At 62.8% G+C, this 14,138-nt stretch carries 15 protein-coding genes and 1 pseudogene; 6 read left to right on the forward strand and 10 right to left on the reverse strand.

Features of this window, described 5'->3' with window-relative positions:
• Positions 1-84: 84 nt before the first annotated feature.
• The 10 genes from ACH2CW_RS01570 to ACH2CW_RS01615 all read right to left on the reverse strand — a co-directional run bounded on the left by ACH2CW_RS01570 (position 85) and on the right by ACH2CW_RS01615 (position 8,186).
• Positions 85-963 carry an alpha/beta fold hydrolase gene (locus ACH2CW_RS01570; protein ID WP_395055095.1) on the reverse strand — a complete coding sequence of 293 codons (879 nt, stop codon included), beginning with the start codon at positions 961-963 and terminating at the stop codon, positions 85-87.
• A 139-nt stretch (positions 964-1,102) separates the two neighbouring features.
• Positions 1,103-1,546 (reverse strand): cyanase, encoded by a 444-nt coding sequence (gene cynS / locus ACH2CW_RS01575; protein WP_395055096.1) that lies wholly within the window; start codon positions 1,544-1,546, stop codon positions 1,103-1,105.
• Between the two features lie 38 nt (positions 1,547-1,584).
• Complete coding sequence (locus ACH2CW_RS01580) at positions 1,585-2,028, reverse strand: nuclear transport factor 2 family protein (protein ID WP_305346878.1); 444 nt, start codon at positions 2,026-2,028, stop codon at positions 1,585-1,587.
• Positions 2,025-2,927 (reverse strand): ABC transporter ATP-binding protein, encoded by a 903-nt coding sequence (locus tag ACH2CW_RS01585; protein WP_395055097.1) that lies wholly within the window; start codon positions 2,925-2,927, stop codon positions 2,025-2,027. Before ACH2CW_RS01585 ends, ACH2CW_RS01580 begins: the two co-directional genes overlap by 4 nt.
• Positions 2,917-3,786 carry a nitrate ABC transporter permease gene (gene ntrB, locus ACH2CW_RS01590; RefSeq protein WP_395055098.1) on the reverse strand — a complete coding sequence of 290 codons (870 nt, stop codon included), beginning with the start codon at positions 3,784-3,786 and terminating at the stop codon, positions 2,917-2,919. The genes ACH2CW_RS01585 and ntrB overlap by 11 nt, the downstream gene beginning before the upstream one ends.
• A gap of 152 nt (positions 3,787-3,938) precedes the next feature.
• On the reverse strand, positions 3,939-5,342 hold the full coding sequence (locus ACH2CW_RS01595; protein ID WP_395055099.1) for a CmpA/NrtA family ABC transporter substrate-binding protein: 1,404 nt from the start codon (positions 5,340-5,342) through the stop codon (positions 3,939-3,941).
• Between the two features lie 118 nt (positions 5,343-5,460).
• On the reverse strand, positions 5,461-5,619 hold the full coding sequence (locus ACH2CW_RS01600) for a hypothetical protein (RefSeq protein ID WP_395055100.1): 159 nt from the start codon (positions 5,617-5,619) through the stop codon (positions 5,461-5,463).
• Positions 5,620-5,749: 130 nt separating this feature from the next.
• Positions 5,750-6,169: a CBS domain-containing protein gene (locus tag ACH2CW_RS01605; protein WP_395055101.1), complete on the reverse strand. Its 420-nt coding sequence runs from the start codon at positions 6,167-6,169 to the stop codon at positions 5,750-5,752.
• A gap of 120 nt (positions 6,170-6,289) precedes the next feature.
• On the reverse strand, positions 6,290-6,949 hold the full coding sequence (locus ACH2CW_RS01610; RefSeq protein WP_395055102.1) for a response regulator: 660 nt from the start codon (positions 6,947-6,949) through the stop codon (positions 6,290-6,292).
• Between the two features lie 13 nt (positions 6,950-6,962).
• A complete protein-coding gene (locus tag ACH2CW_RS01615; protein ID WP_395055103.1) occupies positions 6,963-8,186 on the reverse strand; it encodes a PAS domain S-box protein in 1,224 nt (407 codons plus the stop codon).
• Positions 8,187-8,355: 169 nt separating this feature from the next.
• Here ACH2CW_RS01615 and ACH2CW_RS01620 point away from each other — a divergent pair, with 169 nt between their 5' ends.
• The 6 genes and pseudogenes from ACH2CW_RS01620 (at position 8,356) to ACH2CW_RS01645 (ending at position 14,132) form a co-directional block, all read left to right on the forward strand.
• Positions 8,356-8,907, forward strand: a complete 552-nt coding sequence (locus tag ACH2CW_RS01620; RefSeq protein ID WP_395055104.1) for a hypothetical protein — start codon at positions 8,356-8,358, stop codon at positions 8,905-8,907.
• Positions 8,904-10,178, forward strand: coding sequence for an MFS transporter (locus ACH2CW_RS01625; RefSeq protein ID WP_395055105.1), 1,275 nt, complete (start codon positions 8,904-8,906; stop codon positions 10,176-10,178). Before ACH2CW_RS01620 ends, ACH2CW_RS01625 begins: the two co-directional genes overlap by 4 nt.
• Entirely contained in the window at positions 10,175-10,618 is a 444-nt protein-coding gene (locus tag ACH2CW_RS01630) for a PTS sugar transporter subunit IIA (protein ID WP_395055106.1), read from the forward strand. The genes ACH2CW_RS01625 and ACH2CW_RS01630 overlap by 4 nt, the downstream gene beginning before the upstream one ends.
• Positions 10,587-10,856 (forward strand): HPr family phosphocarrier protein, encoded by a 270-nt coding sequence (locus ACH2CW_RS01635; protein ID WP_395055107.1) that lies wholly within the window; start codon positions 10,587-10,589, stop codon positions 10,854-10,856. Before ACH2CW_RS01630 ends, ACH2CW_RS01635 begins: the two co-directional genes overlap by 32 nt.
• Positions 10,857-10,999: 143 nt before the next feature.
• A complete protein-coding gene (ptsP, locus tag ACH2CW_RS01640; protein WP_395055108.1) occupies positions 11,000-12,763 on the forward strand; it encodes a phosphoenolpyruvate--protein phosphotransferase in 1,764 nt (587 codons plus the stop codon).
• 296 nt (positions 12,764-13,059) lie between these two features.
• Positions 13,060-14,132 (forward strand): annotated as a pseudogene (locus ACH2CW_RS01645) (IS30 family transposase).
• Positions 14,133-14,138: the final 6 nt, after the last annotated feature.

Raw genomic sequence — 14,138 nt, forward strand, 5'->3', positions numbered from 1 at the left:
GTAGCCGTCAGAACAGCAGATTCTGGTGTCACGGACCGCTTTCGCGTTGATCATCCGCTGCTCTTCGGTCAAATCACGACTTGATCAGACCTTCCTTAGTTGGGGTGCGGGTTCTGCGTTGCCCAAGAAGGCCTTCAGCTCAGCCTCAAAAACCTGCATGGCCGGTTCGGTGGACAGCAGGATATGGCCCTGGGCCTCCAGCGCCACAAAGCGGGCGTCAGGAATCAGCGAAGCCATCTTGCGGCCCTGCTCGAAGCCGATCATTTCATCCTTGCGGCAATGAAAAACCAGGGTGGGTACTTTCACCTGCGCGCAAAGATCCCGCACATTGATGGAGAAATTGTTGCGAAGGTAGGCCGTGGCCATCTCGGGTGTCATGGACAGCTGCATGCGTTCTTCAAGTTCACGCTGCTGTTCGGGGGTGGCGTTGCCCAGCAACTGGGCCACAAACAGTTTGCGAAAGATCGACTTGGGGCTGTTCCAGCCGACCTCCGCACTTTTGATCACCAGTTCGGCCTCATCAATGGCCTTCTGGCTGACGTTTGGTGTGCTGAAAACGGAACTCGAAAACCCGCTAAACAGAACCAGGTGCGACACCTTCTCGGGATGGCGCACAGCATAGGCGATGGAGGTCGCCGCGCCCATGGACATGCCCAGCAGTGCAAATTTCGTCAGGCCTCTGGCGGCTATGACGGCTTCCAGATCATTGACTCCGTCTTCAAAAGTCAGCGACGGCACGGTGCGGTCTGACAAGCCGCAACCGCGTGAGTCGTAGCGCACGTATGAAAACCCCCGGCTCAGCGCGCGTATGTAGGCCTGGGGCTCTTCATGGCGGGCATCACACTCCAGGTGGCTGAGCCAGGTTCCAGCTCGAACTACGGGCGTGCCGGTACCGGTTGATGTACTTGCTATCTTCACACCGTCAGCACTGGTGCAAAAGCGGATGTCTTGGTGCAGTGTCATATAGAGCCTGAAGCCTTCGCAGCAGCTAGTTTACTGTTGCAAGGCGTGCGGGCGCGAATAATTGGGCGACAAGGGCATCCAACTCCCTTGTCCCGGTCGGCGGGCGGGGCAATGCAAAACGGCCAGTCTGGCCCGTGCCTCAGTAAGTCTTGTACGGCAAAAACTTGCCCGACAACACCACATTCACACGATCCCCCTTGGGGTCCGGCGTGCGCTTGATGTCCATCGAGAAGTCAATCGCGCTCATGATGCCGTCGCCGAACTCTTCGTGGATCAGTTCCTTGATGGTTGTGCCGTAGACGCTCACGATTTCATACCAGCGGTAGATCAGCGGGTCGGTGGGCACGGGGGTGGGCAGTGAGCCTTTGTAGGGCACAACCTGCAGCCACTTCTGCTCTTCAGCCGTCAAGCCGAAAATTTTGCCAATGATCCTGGCGGCCTTGTCGTCAAAGGTCATCTGGCCCAGGCAGCCGGCGGTGACCCACTCTTTGCTATGGCCGACCTTCTTGGCGACAGACTCCCAGGTGATGCCTTTGCTGACTTTGACGGTGATGATTTTTTCGGTGACGTCGTTGCGGTTCATGGTTTGTTCTCCGTGTTGTAGATAAAAAAGGTGAGGGGTTAAACAGCCACGGGGCGTGGCCAGTGGAATTTGCGGTCGGCTTCCTTGATCGGCACGTCGTTGATGCTTGCCTCGCGGCGCTGCATCAAACCCAGCTCGCTGAACTCCCACTGCTCATTGCCGTGGGAGCGGAACCAGAAGCCGGCGTCGTCGTGCCACTCATACTCAAAACGCACCGAGATGCGGTTGCCGGTGAAGGCCCAGAGTTCTTTTTTGAGCCGGTAGTCCAGCTCTTTCGCCCACTTGCGTTTAAGGAATTCGCGGATCATGGGCCGGCCCGAGAAGAAGTCGGCGCGGTTGCGCCAGACCGAGTCTTCGGTGTAGGCCAGCGCCACCCGGTCCGGATCGCAACTGTTCCAGGCGTCTTCGGCCTTCTGCACTTTTTCTTTCGCGCTTTCCAGCGTGAAGGGCGGCAGCGGCGGGCGGGCTTGTTCTGTGCTCATGCGACGGCTTTCAGGGTGACGGCGGGCGATGTATCGGCCAAAGCGCCGCGCCCCGGCTCCACCGTGGGCGGGTGCGCAGGCGCCTTGCCGTGCGACAGGTCTTTGGAGCGCGCCACCAGAAAATCCACAAGGTGGTTGCGCAGCGGGTAGTACTGCGGGTCGTGGTGCACCGAGGCACGCTGGCGGTCGCGCGGCATGGTGTTGCGCACAATCTCGGCCACACGCGCCTGCGGGCCGTTGCTCATCAGCAGGATCTTGTCGGCCAGCAGCACGGCCTCGTCGACATCGTGCGTGATCATGAAAACCGTCTGGTGCGTCTCGCGCACGATGGCCAGCAGCTCGTCCTGAATGGTGCCGCGTGTCAGCGCGTCGAGCGCGCCAAAAGGCTCGTCGAGCAGCAGCATCTTGGGCTCAATCGCAAAGGCACGCGCAATGCCCACCCGCTGCTTCATGCCGCCCGACAGGGCCGAGGGTTTTTTGTCGATGGCGCCCGACAGGCCGACCAGGTCCACGTATTTCTTGACGTGGTCATCAACCTGCGCGGCGGTCCAGTCCGGCCATTTAGAGCGCACGGCAAACGCAATGTTCTTGCGCACGGTGAGCCAGGGCATCAGCGCATGGCCCTGGAACACCACACCGCGCTCCAGGCTGGGGCCGGCGACCTCGCGGCCGTCCATGAAGACATGGCCGGCGCTGGCGCTTTCCAGGCCCGCCAGCACGTTGAGAATCGTGGTCTTGCCACAGCCCGAGTGGCCGATGATGCAGACGAACTCGCCGCGCGCAATGCTGAAGTTGACCTCGTCGAACACCGGCTCGGTGGTGCCGGGGTAGGACTTGGTCAGGCCTTCGATCTGCAGGAAGGGGCGGCCTGTGGCGTCGGTTGCGGGATTATTCAGCATAGGTCACCCACTTCTGCAGCTGCGCAAACATCAGGTCCAGCAACATGCCCATCACGCCAATCACGACGATGGCAAAAATCACGTTGGTCAGCGACAGGTTGTTCCATTCGTTCCACACAAAGTAACCAATCCCGGTACCACCCACCAGCATTTCGGCGGCGACGATCACCAGCCAGGCGATGCCCATGGAGATGCGCATCCCGGTCAGGATGGTGGGCGCAGCGGCCGGAAGGATCACGAGAAAAGCCTTGCGCAGCGGCTTGACTTCCAGCGTCTTGGCGACGTTGAGCCATTCACGCTTGACGGCCGACACACCAAAGGCGGTGTTGATCAGCATGGGCCAGACCGAGCAGATGAAGATCACGAAGATGCCCGAGGTCGACGAGTCCTTGATGGTGTACAGCGCCAGCGGCATCCAGGCCAGCGGCGAGATCGGCTTGAGCACCTGGATGAAAGGGTCCAGCGCGCGGCGCAGCAGCGGCGACATGCCAATCACAAAACCCAGCGGTATGGCCACCAGACAGGCCAGCAGAAAACCGAGTGCGACGCGGCCCAGCGAATGCCCGAGCTGGATAGCGATGCCCTTGTCGTTCGGGCCCTTGTCATAAAACGGGTCGCTGAGCTGATCGACAAAAGTCCTGCCCATCTGGCCCGGCGTGGGGAAGCCCGAGGCTTTGACCGCACCGGGGTCCTTGCCCATCATCTTCTGGTACTCGATCTGCTCGGCCGTCATGCCGCTGACATTGCCGCCGGTGCTGGCCGGTGAAGTGGTCGCTGCGTACCAGGCGGCGATGAACACCACAAAAAGCACGGCGGAAACGATGCCTGCGCGAAAGCCCAGGGTTTTGAAAATATTCATGATGTGATGAGAGGGTTGCGTAAGCCGTCAGCGATGGCGTGAACGCTGTCACCCCGGACGCGATCCGGGGTCCATGTCCTGACCGCAGTGGCCGGCGGGCATGGATTGCAGGTCAGGCCCGCAATGACAGAGTGCAGAGGCAGAAGGCATGGTCAGCCCATTTTGTTGATGGCAAAACCCTTGGCATAAGCGTCCGCCTTGGCCGCGTCAAACTCCTTGCCCATGATGGTGAACTTGGGGTAAGCGCCGTCGGGCGTTTTCTGGCCCAGGTCTTTCATGTGTTTTTTGGCGTCGGTGATCAGGAAGACTTTTTCGGCGATTTGTTTGTAGTTGACATCGCCCTTGACATAACCCCAGCGTTTCATCTGGGTCAGCATCCAGACCGCCATCGACTGCCACGGCATCGGGTCAAAGTCGGCACGGTCCGGCACGGTCTTGATGTTGCCCAGGCCGTCGGCAAACTTGCCGGTCAGCACCTGGTTGAGCACGGCTTCGGGCTGGTTCAGGTACTGCGCCGGCGCAATCACCTTGGCGATCAGTTCGCGGTTCTTCGGGTCACGCGCCATCGCGGCGGCAGTGAGTACCGATCGGTACAGCGCAGCGAAGGTGTTGGGGTTCTTCTGGATGAACTCTGTCGAGGTGCCGAAGGCGCAGCAGGGGTGGCCATTCCACAGGTCTTTGGTGAGCACATGGATGAAACCAACTTCTTCGAACACAGCGCGTTGGTTGAACGGATCGGGGCCGAGGAAGCCGTCGATGTTGCCGGCGCGCAGGTTGGCGACCATTTCGGCCGGCGGCACCACGCGCAGTTGCACGTCGGTGTCGGGGTTCAGGCCGGCTTCGGCCAGGTAATAACGCAGCAAGAAGTTGTGCATCGAATACTCGAAGGGAATCGCAAACTTGAAGCCCTTCCAGTTTTTCGGGTCGCGGTTGTCCTTGTGTTTCAGCGCCATGGTGATGGCCTGGCCGTTGACGTTCTGGATAGTCGCCACGTTCATCGGTGTGGCGTTGGAGCCCAGGCCCATGGAAATGGCCAGCGGCATGGGGCTCAGGAAATGGGTGGCGTCGTATTCCTTGTTGATCATCTTGTCGCGGATCAGCGCCCAGCCGGCCGTCTTGGTCACTTCAACGCTCAGGCCTTCCTTGCTGTAAAAACCCAGCGGGTGCGCCATGATCAGCGGCGTGGCGCAGGTGATCGGGATGAAGCCGATCTTCAGGTTGGTTTTTTCCAGCTTGCCCTTGTCCTGCGCCATGGCCTGCATGGTGCCGATCGGCAGCACGCTGGCAATCGCGGCCATGGCCGTGCCTTTGCCGACGGCGCGCAGGAAGCGGCGGCGAACCTCGTCTTGCGGAAACAGGGCCTTGACCAGCGTGGCTTCAATGAACTCGTTGGAATAGGCTTCAAACTCGCTGTTCAGGCTGCGCCGGCGCAGCTCGGCGGCGGCGCCGTCCGCGTTCATGGCCGGGTGGTGGTCGGACTGGGCGTGGTCACCGCCGCAGCTGCACTTGAGCATCAGGGGTCGGTCGGCATCGTAGGGGGAGAAGCGGTCAGACATGGCGCGCACCTTTCAGTTGAAGATGCTTGCACCTTGCAAGGCGCGCGCCACTTTGCGCCCAAGCGGCCCCATGCACCGCATTTCGCCGTCGATGCCATGACGCGGCGTAGGGCGGGCCCTACAAAAACTGCTTGATCGGCCCTGCCATGGCGTTTTGCGGCTGCGGCATGGTCGCTGGGACCTGTTTGTAAAGCCGGCGGGCGTCCCCGGCAACCGGGTACGCGACGCCGTTTTCAGCCACCGCACCAAATCGGCGCATGCCAAGCAAGCTTGTCATCCCGGACTCGATCCGGGATCCATGCTGCATATCCCACTCCACGCAGGGTGCGGCGGCATGGATTGCGGGTTGCCGGATCAGGTCCGGGACAGGCTCTGCCCGCAATGACAATGAAGCAGCGGCGGTTGGCTTACGCGGGCGCGGAGATTTCGCCGAGCGACTGGCCCACGTCCTCCTCGTCCTGCCCCTTGACCGCGATGTCGCCGAGCGAAATGATGCCGACCAGCGCATCCGAGGCATCCACCACCGGCAGACGGCGAATCTGGCTGGCTGCCATCTCGGCCAGGACGGTTTCGAGGTCGTCGCTTTCGCGCGCGGTGCGCACGTCGGTGCTCATCACTCTGGACAGTGGCGTGTCGTCGCCCAGGCCCTGCGCCACGGCACGGACCACGATGTCGCGGTCGGTCACCATGCCCAGCAGCGTGTCGCCCTCGCACACGGGAATCACGCCCACATTGAGCTGGTCCATCACTTTGGCCGCATCGGCAATGGTGCTGGTGGGGGGCAGGGTCCGCACATCGCGGGACATCACGTCGTTGACAGTGGTCATGAAAAATCTCCTTGGGCTGTGCCGGCGGCGCGGTCTGCAGCCAGCATGGAGCAGGGCAGCGGGCTTGGTAATCAGCGCGCACCCAAGCGACCGTAGGACAAGGCCGCGCCCATTGCGCGCTCAGGGGTTGGCCGGCGCCCTGGCGTGGCGCTCGGCATACAGCGCCAGCTCCACGTCATTTTTGGTGCCGGTTTTTTCAAGAATGCGCAGGCGGTAGGTGCTGACGGTGTTGGACGCAAGACCCAGTTGCGTGCCGATCTCGCCGACGGACTTGCCTGCGGTGAGCAGCCGAAAGACCTGGTGCTCGCGGTGCGACAGGGCTTCCGCGCCACTGCGCCCGCCGCTGCCGCCGATCGCGCTGGCCAGCGCCTCGGCGGTGGCAGCCGACACATACATGCCACCGCCGGCAACCTTGCGCACCGCGGCAATCATGTCGTCGGGGTGGGCACTTTTGTTGAGGTAGCCGGCCGCGCCCAGTTTGATGCAACGCACCGCGTATTGTTTTTCGGGGTAGGTGCTGAGCATCAGCACCGGCAGTTGCGGCCAGGTTTTTTTCAGGGCCTGCAGCACATCCATGCCGTCGCGGCCGGGCAACGCTATGTCAAGCAGAACGGCAGCCAGCCCGGCAGAGCCACCCAGCGCATCGACCTTCTCAAGAATGTCAGGGCCGGTTTCGGCTTCTGCCACGACGGTGATGTCGGGGGCATCAGCCAGCACCTGCTTGAGGCCTTCGCGCACGATGCGGTGGTCGTCGCCGATCAGGATGTTGAGTAAAGCCATGATGTTGTACTTGCTATGATTTCGAGAGCTGAATGCTCAGATGGAACGTGGCCCCCAGGCCGATTTGGCTTGAAATTTCAAGACTCCCACCGAGGTGGCGCGCACGTTCGCGCATGCCCATCACGCCGTAGGCATTGGCCGCTTCAAAGGCCGAAGCCGCCGCACCTTTGCCGTTGTCAGACACGCGAATGCTGATCTCGTCGGCGGTGGCCAGGATGGTGATGGCGAGGTGGCTGGCCTGCGCGTGGCGGCCGACGTTGCTGAGCATCTCCTGGAAGATGCGGAAAATCGCCATGGCCGAAGGCTCGGGCAGCGGCACGGCGCGCTCCACGTCCATCTGCCAGTCCAGTGTCAGTTCGGCCGACTGCACAAACTCGTGCGCCTGCCAGTCCAGCGCCGCCCACAGGCCCTGGTGGTCGAGGATGCTGGGGCGCAGGTCGGTGATGATGCGGCCCACGTTGTCGACCGCGGCCTCGATCAGCCGTCCCATGTTCTGGCATTTGTGGCGCATGGTGTCGCGCATCAGCTGCGCCGCCTGCGGTTCGCGCTGCTGTTGTTCGCCCAGCCGTTTGTCCAGCCAGCCCACGTCCATTTTCAGCGCCACCAGCAGGCTGCCCAGCTCGTCGTGCACCTCGCGGGCGATGCGGGTGCGCTCTTCCTCGCGCACGGTGTGGGTGTAGGCGGAGAGTTCGCGCAGCTGCTGCAGCGCGCCTGCCAGCGCCTGTGTGCGCTCACTGACACGTTGCTCCAGCACGTCGTTGGCGTGGCGCAGGGCGTCTTCGGCCCGCTTGCGCGCCGAGATGTCGACAAAAGTGACTACCGCGCCCTGCACCACACCGCCGTCGACGATGGGGTAGGACGAGTATTCGACCGCAAACGCGCTGCCGTCACGGCGCCAGAACAGCTCGGTGTCGATGCGGCAGGGCAGCGCCATGCGGAAGGCGTTGAAGATGGGGCACAGGTGTTCGGGGTAATGGGCGCCGTCGGCATGGCTGTGGTGGGCCAACTCGTGCATGTTTTTGCCGAGCACATCCTCCGGGGCAAAACCGAGCTGCTCGGCGCCAGCCCGGTTGATGAAGGTGCAGCAGCCAGCCATGTCGATGCCGAAAATGCCTTCGCCGGTGGATTCCAGCAGTTGCGACAGTTTGTCGCGCCAGACCGGGTGGTCCGCGCCCGGCAGATAGCCCGCGTTCAGCGAATCCGGTGGGGCATGTGGATGTTGCGGGGCAGAAAACATGAAAATATCCAAGCAAGCAGCGTGCCCAGATTGGTGCGGTGGCTGGCGGTCAACATGCGCCAAAGCGGTGCGCGTGCGGTAGGTGCGCGGTTCTGCCGGCCTGGTGGCCCCAGACTGGCGCACAAATCCCTGTAAAGTGCCATGCATGCTTATGAGTTGTCTCTCCCCTGTGAACACGCCGCGACTGGCTGTGCTTGCGGCTGCCCTGTTGGCGCTGGCGGCCTGCAACCCGACCTTCAACTGGCGCGAGGTCCGGCCGGACAACACCGGCTTGAGCCTGTTGCTGCCCTGTAAACCCGACAAGGCCGAAAAATCCGTGCCGCTGGGCGGCCAGCCGGTGGCGCTGCGCATGCTGGGCTGTGATACCGGCGGCGCGACTTTTGCAGTGGCGGTGGCCGACATCGTCGACGCGTCGAAAGCCGAGGCGGTGCTGGCCCAGTGGCAGGCGCTGACACTTGTCAATATGAAGGCCGGGCCCGTCGGCCTGGGCGCCGGCGCCACGCAGGTTTCTTCTTTCCGGCCGCCGGGCATGGCCACCGGCACGCCGCCGCTGCTGGTCAAAGCCGAGGGGCAACGCGCCGACGGGCGTGCGGTGGCCGGGCAGGCGGCTTACTTTTCACGCGGGTCACAGCTTTTTCAGGTGGTGCTGTATGCCGATGTGATGAATGCCGAGGTGGCCGAGACTTTTTTCTCCAGCCTCAAGTTTGAGCCGGCTTCATGACGGCAGCGCAGGCCGACACCTCCGGCTACCTTGGTAAAAAAACCGCAATCATCGTTTTTCTGGCGTTTGCCGCGGCGTATTTCTGCTCGGCTCTGGTGCGGGCCATCACGGCCACGCTGTCGCCGGTGCTGACGCAGGAGTTTTCGTTGCAGGCGCGTGACCTGGGGCTGCTGGCGGGCGGTTATTTCCTCGGCTTTGCGGCGATGCAGTTGCCGCTGGGCGCCTGGCTGGACCGGCATGGCCCGAAGCGCGTGATCCTGTGGTTTCTGGGCGTGTCGGTGCTTGGCAGCCTGGCGTTTTCGATGGCTACCAGTTTCAGCGGGCTGCTGGCGTCCCGCGTGGTGCTGGGCGCGGGCGTCAGCGCCTGCCTGATGGCGCCGTTGACCGGTTACCGCCGCTGGCTGGAGCCCGCCGCGCTGCTGCGCGCCAACTCCTGGATGCTGATGACCGCCTCGCTCGGCATGTTGGCGTCCACCCTGCCGGTGCAGTGGCTGATGCCGCTGACCGGCTGGCGCGCGCTGTTCTGGATTCTGGCGGGCTTGATTGTGCTGTCGATGCTGTGTATCGCCTGGGTTGTGCCGCACTGGAATATTGCCCCCACGCTCCGCAAGCCAGATTCCGATCGCCCTAAGCCTGTCGAAGGAGCGCCGCCCGGCCGCTATGCCGACGTGCTGCGCAACCGCTATTTCCAGAAGATGACGCCGCTGGCCTTCTTCAATTACGGCGGGCTGGTGGCGGTGCAGACCTTGTGGGCCGGGCCCTGGATGCTGCGGGTGGCGGGCTACACGCCGCTGGAGTCGGCCACCGGCCTGTTTTATATCAACGCCACCATGCTGGTGACCTTCTGGACCTGGGGCATGGTCAACCCCTGGCTGGTGCGCCATGGCTGGCATGCCACGCGGCTGGTGGCCTGGGGCGTGCCATTGAGCATCGCCGTGCTGGCCGTCAACATTGCGATGGGCGCAGCGACAGGCTGGTTCGGCTGGGCGCTTTTTTGCATGAGCTGCAGTGCCATGAGCCTGGCGCAGCCGGCGGTCGGCATGGCCTTTCATGCCTCGCTGGCGGGGCGCGCATTGTCGGCCTACAACCTGGTGATTTTCTCGGGCGTGTTTGTGGTGCAGTGGGGCATCGGGCTGCTGATCGATGCCTTCAAAGCGGCGGGACTGGCCGAAGTGGCGAGTTTTCAGGCCGCCTTCGGGGTGTTTTTGTGTTGTTGTATAGCCTCATACGCTTATTTCCTCAGCGTGAACGCTGATAATTCTCCGCAATGAACGGCATTCTCATCATCGCCCACGCGCCCCTGGCTTCGGCCCTGCGGCAATGTGTGCTGCATGTTTTTCCGGACAACCCGGCCGGGGTGATGGCGCTGGACGTGCAACCCAACATGCCGCCCGAAGAAACCCTGGCGCAGGCGCGCATCGTGTTTCGTCAGCTTGGCACTTCGCACGCCCTGGTGCTGGCCGACGTGTTTGGCGCCACACCCTGCAACGTGGCACAAAAGCTGGTGGACGGCGTGCGCTCCAAACTGATCACCGGCGTCAACCTGCCGATGTTGCTGCGCACCGTGTCTTACCGGCACGAGCCGCTGGATGCGCTGGTGGCGCGCGCGGTGCTGGGTGGAACACAGGGTGTCATGCAGGTCGCCATCACCGCACCGCAGAATCAAGCTCGCAGAAATCATGATAAAGAACAACACGACCATCAACAATAAGCTGGGCCTGCACGCCCGCGCCTCAGCCAAACTCACCAAACTCGCCGGCAGTTTTGCCTGCGAGGTCTGGATGGCCAAGGGCGAACGCCGCGTCAACGCCAAAAGCATCATGGGTGTGATGATGCTGGCCGCTGGCCTGGGCAGCAGTGTCGAGATCGAAACCGACGGGGCGGACGAGCAGCAGGCCATGACGGCGATCCTGGCCCTGATCGCAGACAAGTTTGGTGAGGGCGAATAGATGGCCCCCACGATCGCGCACTGCGTGTCGCTCCCTGCCCCCCAAGGGGGCCGCCCCGCCTGCGGCCCGGCTGAGCCGGTTCCGCGGCTCGGACTGGTATTGAACGGCTCGCTTCGCATCGCATTTTGGGACGGAGGTGCGGATTGACCTTTAGCGTTCATGGCTTGGCCGTCTCGCGTGGCATCGCCATCGGCCGTGCTGTGCTGGTGGCGTCGAGCCGGGCCGATGTGGCGCATTACTTTATCGACGCCTCGAAGACGCTTGAGGAGATCCAGCGCCTGCGTGTGGCGCGCGATGCGGTGTCCGAAGAAATCAGTCGGGTGCAGCGCGACCTGCCCAAAGACGCGCCGCATGAGTTGTCGGCATTGCTCGACGTGCACCTGATGCTGTTGCAGGACGAGCAGCTCACGAGCGGCGTCAAGCACTGGATCACCGACCGGCTCTACAACGCCGAGTGGGCGCTGACCACGCAGTACGAAATCATTGCGCGGCAGTTCGACGACATGGAAGACGAGTACCTGCGGGAGCGCAAGGCCGATCTGGAGCAGGTGGTCGAGCGTATTCTGGGATTCATGAAGGGTGTGGCATCACCCGTTCTGCCGGCCGCGCCAGCCGCTTCCAGTCGCCAGCCGCGCGAGCAGGATTTGCTCCTCGACGACACCATGGATGTGCCGCTGGTGCTGGTGGCACACGACATCTCGCCGGCCGACATGCTGCAGTTCAAGCAAAGCCTGTTTGTTGGTTTTGCCACCGACGTGGGCGGCAAGACATCACACACCGCCATCGTGGCGCGCAGCCTGGACATTCCGGCGGTGGTCGGCGCCCGCAGCGCCAGCCAGTTGATCGAGCAGGACGACTGGGTCATCATCGACGGTGATGCCGGCGTGCTGATTGTTGACCCCTCGCCCATCATCCTCGCCGAATACGGCTTCAAGCAGCGCCAGGGCGAGCTGGAGCGCCAGCGCCTGAACCGGCTGATCCACACCGCAGCGCTGACGCTGGACGGCCACAAGGTGGAGCTGCTGGCCAACATCGAAATGCCCGAAGACACGGTGGGCGCCGTCAAGGTGGGCGCGGCCGGCGTCGGCCTGTTTCGCAGTGAGTTTTTGTTCATGGGCCGCACCGGCAGGCTGCCCGACGAGCAGGAGCAGTACCTGGCCTACCGCAAGGCGGTGGAAGGCATGAACGGCCTGCCGGTGACGATACGCACGGTGGACATCGGCTCCGACAAGCCGCTCGACCGGTTGGTCGGCAAGACCCAGGACGGCCAGTTGAATCCGGCACTCGGCCTGCGCGCGATCCGCTGGAGCCTGGCCGACCCACCGATGTTTTTGACGCAGTTGCGCGCCATCCTGCGCGCTGCCGCGCACGGCCCGGTCAACCTGCTGGTGCCCATGCTGGCCCACGGCAGCGAGATCCGCCAGACCCTGTCGCTGCTCGACTTTGCGCGGGCCACACTCGACAACAAGGGCATCGCCTACGGGCCGGTGCAGCTAGGCGCGATGATCGAAATCCCGGCGGCTGCGCTGACGCTCAAGCTGTTTCTCAAGTACTTCGACTTTTTGTCGATAGGCACCAACGACCTGATCCAGTACACGCTGGCAATCGACCGTGCCGACGAAGCGGTGGCCCATTTGTACGACCCTTGCCATCCGGCGGTGCTGCGGCTGATTGCCGACACGATTGCCGAATGCAATGCGCAGGGCAAGGGCGTCAGCGTCTGCGGTGAGATGGCCGGCGACGTCACCATGACAAGGCTGCTGCTCGGCATGGGTCTGCGCAGTTTTTCCATGCACCCCTCGCAAATCCTCGCGGTCAAGCAGCAGGTGCTGCGGGCCGATGCGGGCAAGCTCACACCGTGGGCTGCGCAGGTGTTGGCCAGTGATGAGCCGGCGGCGTTGCTGTAACTCACTTTCTTGAATAAAACCAGCTTGTAGCCCATATCTAGTAGGCGTAAACAGCTATTGAATTCATAGCAGTTGCCGCGTTATGGCTGTCATCCCGGACTTGATCCGGGATCCATGCCCGAGGGCCATCACCGTTCGGTCTGAGCCTGTCGAAGCCTTCTTTGCCTCGGACTGTGTGGTGTGCCAATAAGCCGGGGGTTGCCCGGCGGCAAGTAACTTTCTTTTGCTTCGCCAAAAGAAAGTCACGGCGGATTCAAGGACCAAGTGCAACACTTCCAAATCCACAGAGGAGTTGCATGACGAGAACATATCGACAGTTGAGCGCAGAAGAGCGAGGCGTGGTGATGGGCATGAAGATGCGGGCCTGCAGCACGCGAGCAATCGCCAACGCCCTGGGAAGGTCGCCGAGCACTATTTCCCGTGAACTGCGCCGCAATGGCTGGCAAAGCGATGCCGAGCAGTGCGTCATGGGCCGCACCCGCATCGCTGGCGGCTATGACGCGCACCGTTCGGGCAAGCGTGCCCGGCGCGTGCGCCGCGCGCTGCCTGGCCGGCACGCAAACTGCACCCCGGCGGCGCTCTGTGGGCGCAGGTCCGGGCGATGCTCGCGCTCAAGCTCTCGCCAGAGCAAATTGCTGCCAAACTGCGGGAACGTCATCCCGAGCAGCCTCAATTGCAAGCCTCCCACGAAACCATCTACACCGCGATTTACGCGATGCCCAAGGGCGACTTGCGTCGCGAATTGAGCGTGCTGCTGCGTCAGGCTCGCGCAGCGCGCAGACCACCCAGCCGCGGCCAGGGCAAGCGAGGCGCGCTGCAGGACATGCTGCCCCTCCATGTGCGTCCGCCCGAAGCCAATGATCGCCTGTTGCCGGGCCACTGGGAAGGCGACCTGATGAAGGGCAAGGCCAACGCTTCTGCCGTGGGCACGCTGGTGTGCCGCCGGTCGTTGTTTGCCATGGTCATCAAGCTTGACGGGAGTACCGCCCTTGACGCCCTTGAGGGGTTCACACGGGCGTTCTCTGCGCTGCCGCCGCAAATGCGCCAAACGCTGACGTACGACCAGGGCAAGGAAATGGCGCTGCACAGGAAGCTGGCCGAGAATACGGGGCTGAAGGTTTACTTTTGCGACCCGCACAGCCCCTGGCAGCGGGGTATCAACGAGAACACCAACGGCTTGCTGCGCCAGTACCTGCCCAAGGGCACCGACCTGAGCGTGCACTCCCAATCCGAGCTCGACGAGATGGCCTGGGAGCTCAATATCCGCCCTCGCAAGACCTTGGGCTGGCGTAGTGCCGCCGAGGTGTTCTTCGATAACGTCGATCTGAAGAGCGCAGGACTTATTCCGACTGTTGCACTTGGGGTTTGAATTCGC

The organism is Polaromonas sp. (genome assembly GCF_043778355.1).
Classification (GTDB): domain Bacteria; phylum Pseudomonadota; class Gammaproteobacteria; order Burkholderiales; family Burkholderiaceae_C; genus Polaromonas.

Bases quoted from the DNA above. Each gene is read 5' to 3' on its own strand.
- ACH2CW_RS01605 (WP_395055101.1), bottom strand. From the start codon at position 6,169: ATGACCACTGTCAACGACGTGATGTCCCGCGATGTGCGGACCCTGCCC.
- ACH2CW_RS01580 (WP_305346878.1), bottom strand. From the start codon at position 2,028: ATGAGCACAGAACAAGCCCGCCCGCCGCTGCCGCCCTTCACGCTGGAA.
- ACH2CW_RS01635 (WP_395055107.1), top strand. From the start codon at position 10,587: ATGATAAAGAACAACACGACCATCAACAATAAGCTGGGCCTGCACGCC.
- cynS (WP_395055096.1), bottom strand. From the start codon at position 1,546: ATGAACCGCAACGACGTCACCGAAAAAATCATCACCGTCAAAGTCAGC.
- ntrB (WP_395055098.1), bottom strand. From the start codon at position 3,786: ATGAATATTTTCAAAACCCTGGGCTTTCGCGCAGGCATCGTTTCCGCC.
- ACH2CW_RS01615 (WP_395055103.1), bottom strand. From the start codon at position 8,186: ATGTTTTCTGCCCCGCAACATCCACATGCCCCACCGGATTCGCTGAAC.
- ACH2CW_RS01570 (WP_395055095.1), bottom strand. From the start codon at position 963: ATGACACTGCACCAAGACATCCGCTTTTGCACCAGTGCTGACGGTGTG.
- ACH2CW_RS01595 (WP_395055099.1), bottom strand. From the start codon at position 5,342: ATGTCTGACCGCTTCTCCCCCTACGATGCCGACCGACCCCTGATGCTC.
- ACH2CW_RS01600 (WP_395055100.1), bottom strand. From the start codon at position 5,619: ATGACAAGCTTGCTTGGCATGCGCCGATTTGGTGCGGTGGCTGAAAAC.
- ACH2CW_RS01585 (WP_395055097.1), bottom strand. From the start codon at position 2,927: ATGCTGAATAATCCCGCAACCGACGCCACAGGCCGCCCCTTCCTGCAG.
- ACH2CW_RS01610 (WP_395055102.1), bottom strand. From the start codon at position 6,949: ATGGCTTTACTCAACATCCTGATCGGCGACGACCACCGCATCGTGCGC.
- ACH2CW_RS01625 (WP_395055105.1), top strand. From the start codon at position 8,904: ATGACGGCAGCGCAGGCCGACACCTCCGGCTACCTTGGTAAAAAAACC.
- ACH2CW_RS01630 (WP_395055106.1), top strand. From the start codon at position 10,175: ATGAACGGCATTCTCATCATCGCCCACGCGCCCCTGGCTTCGGCCCTG.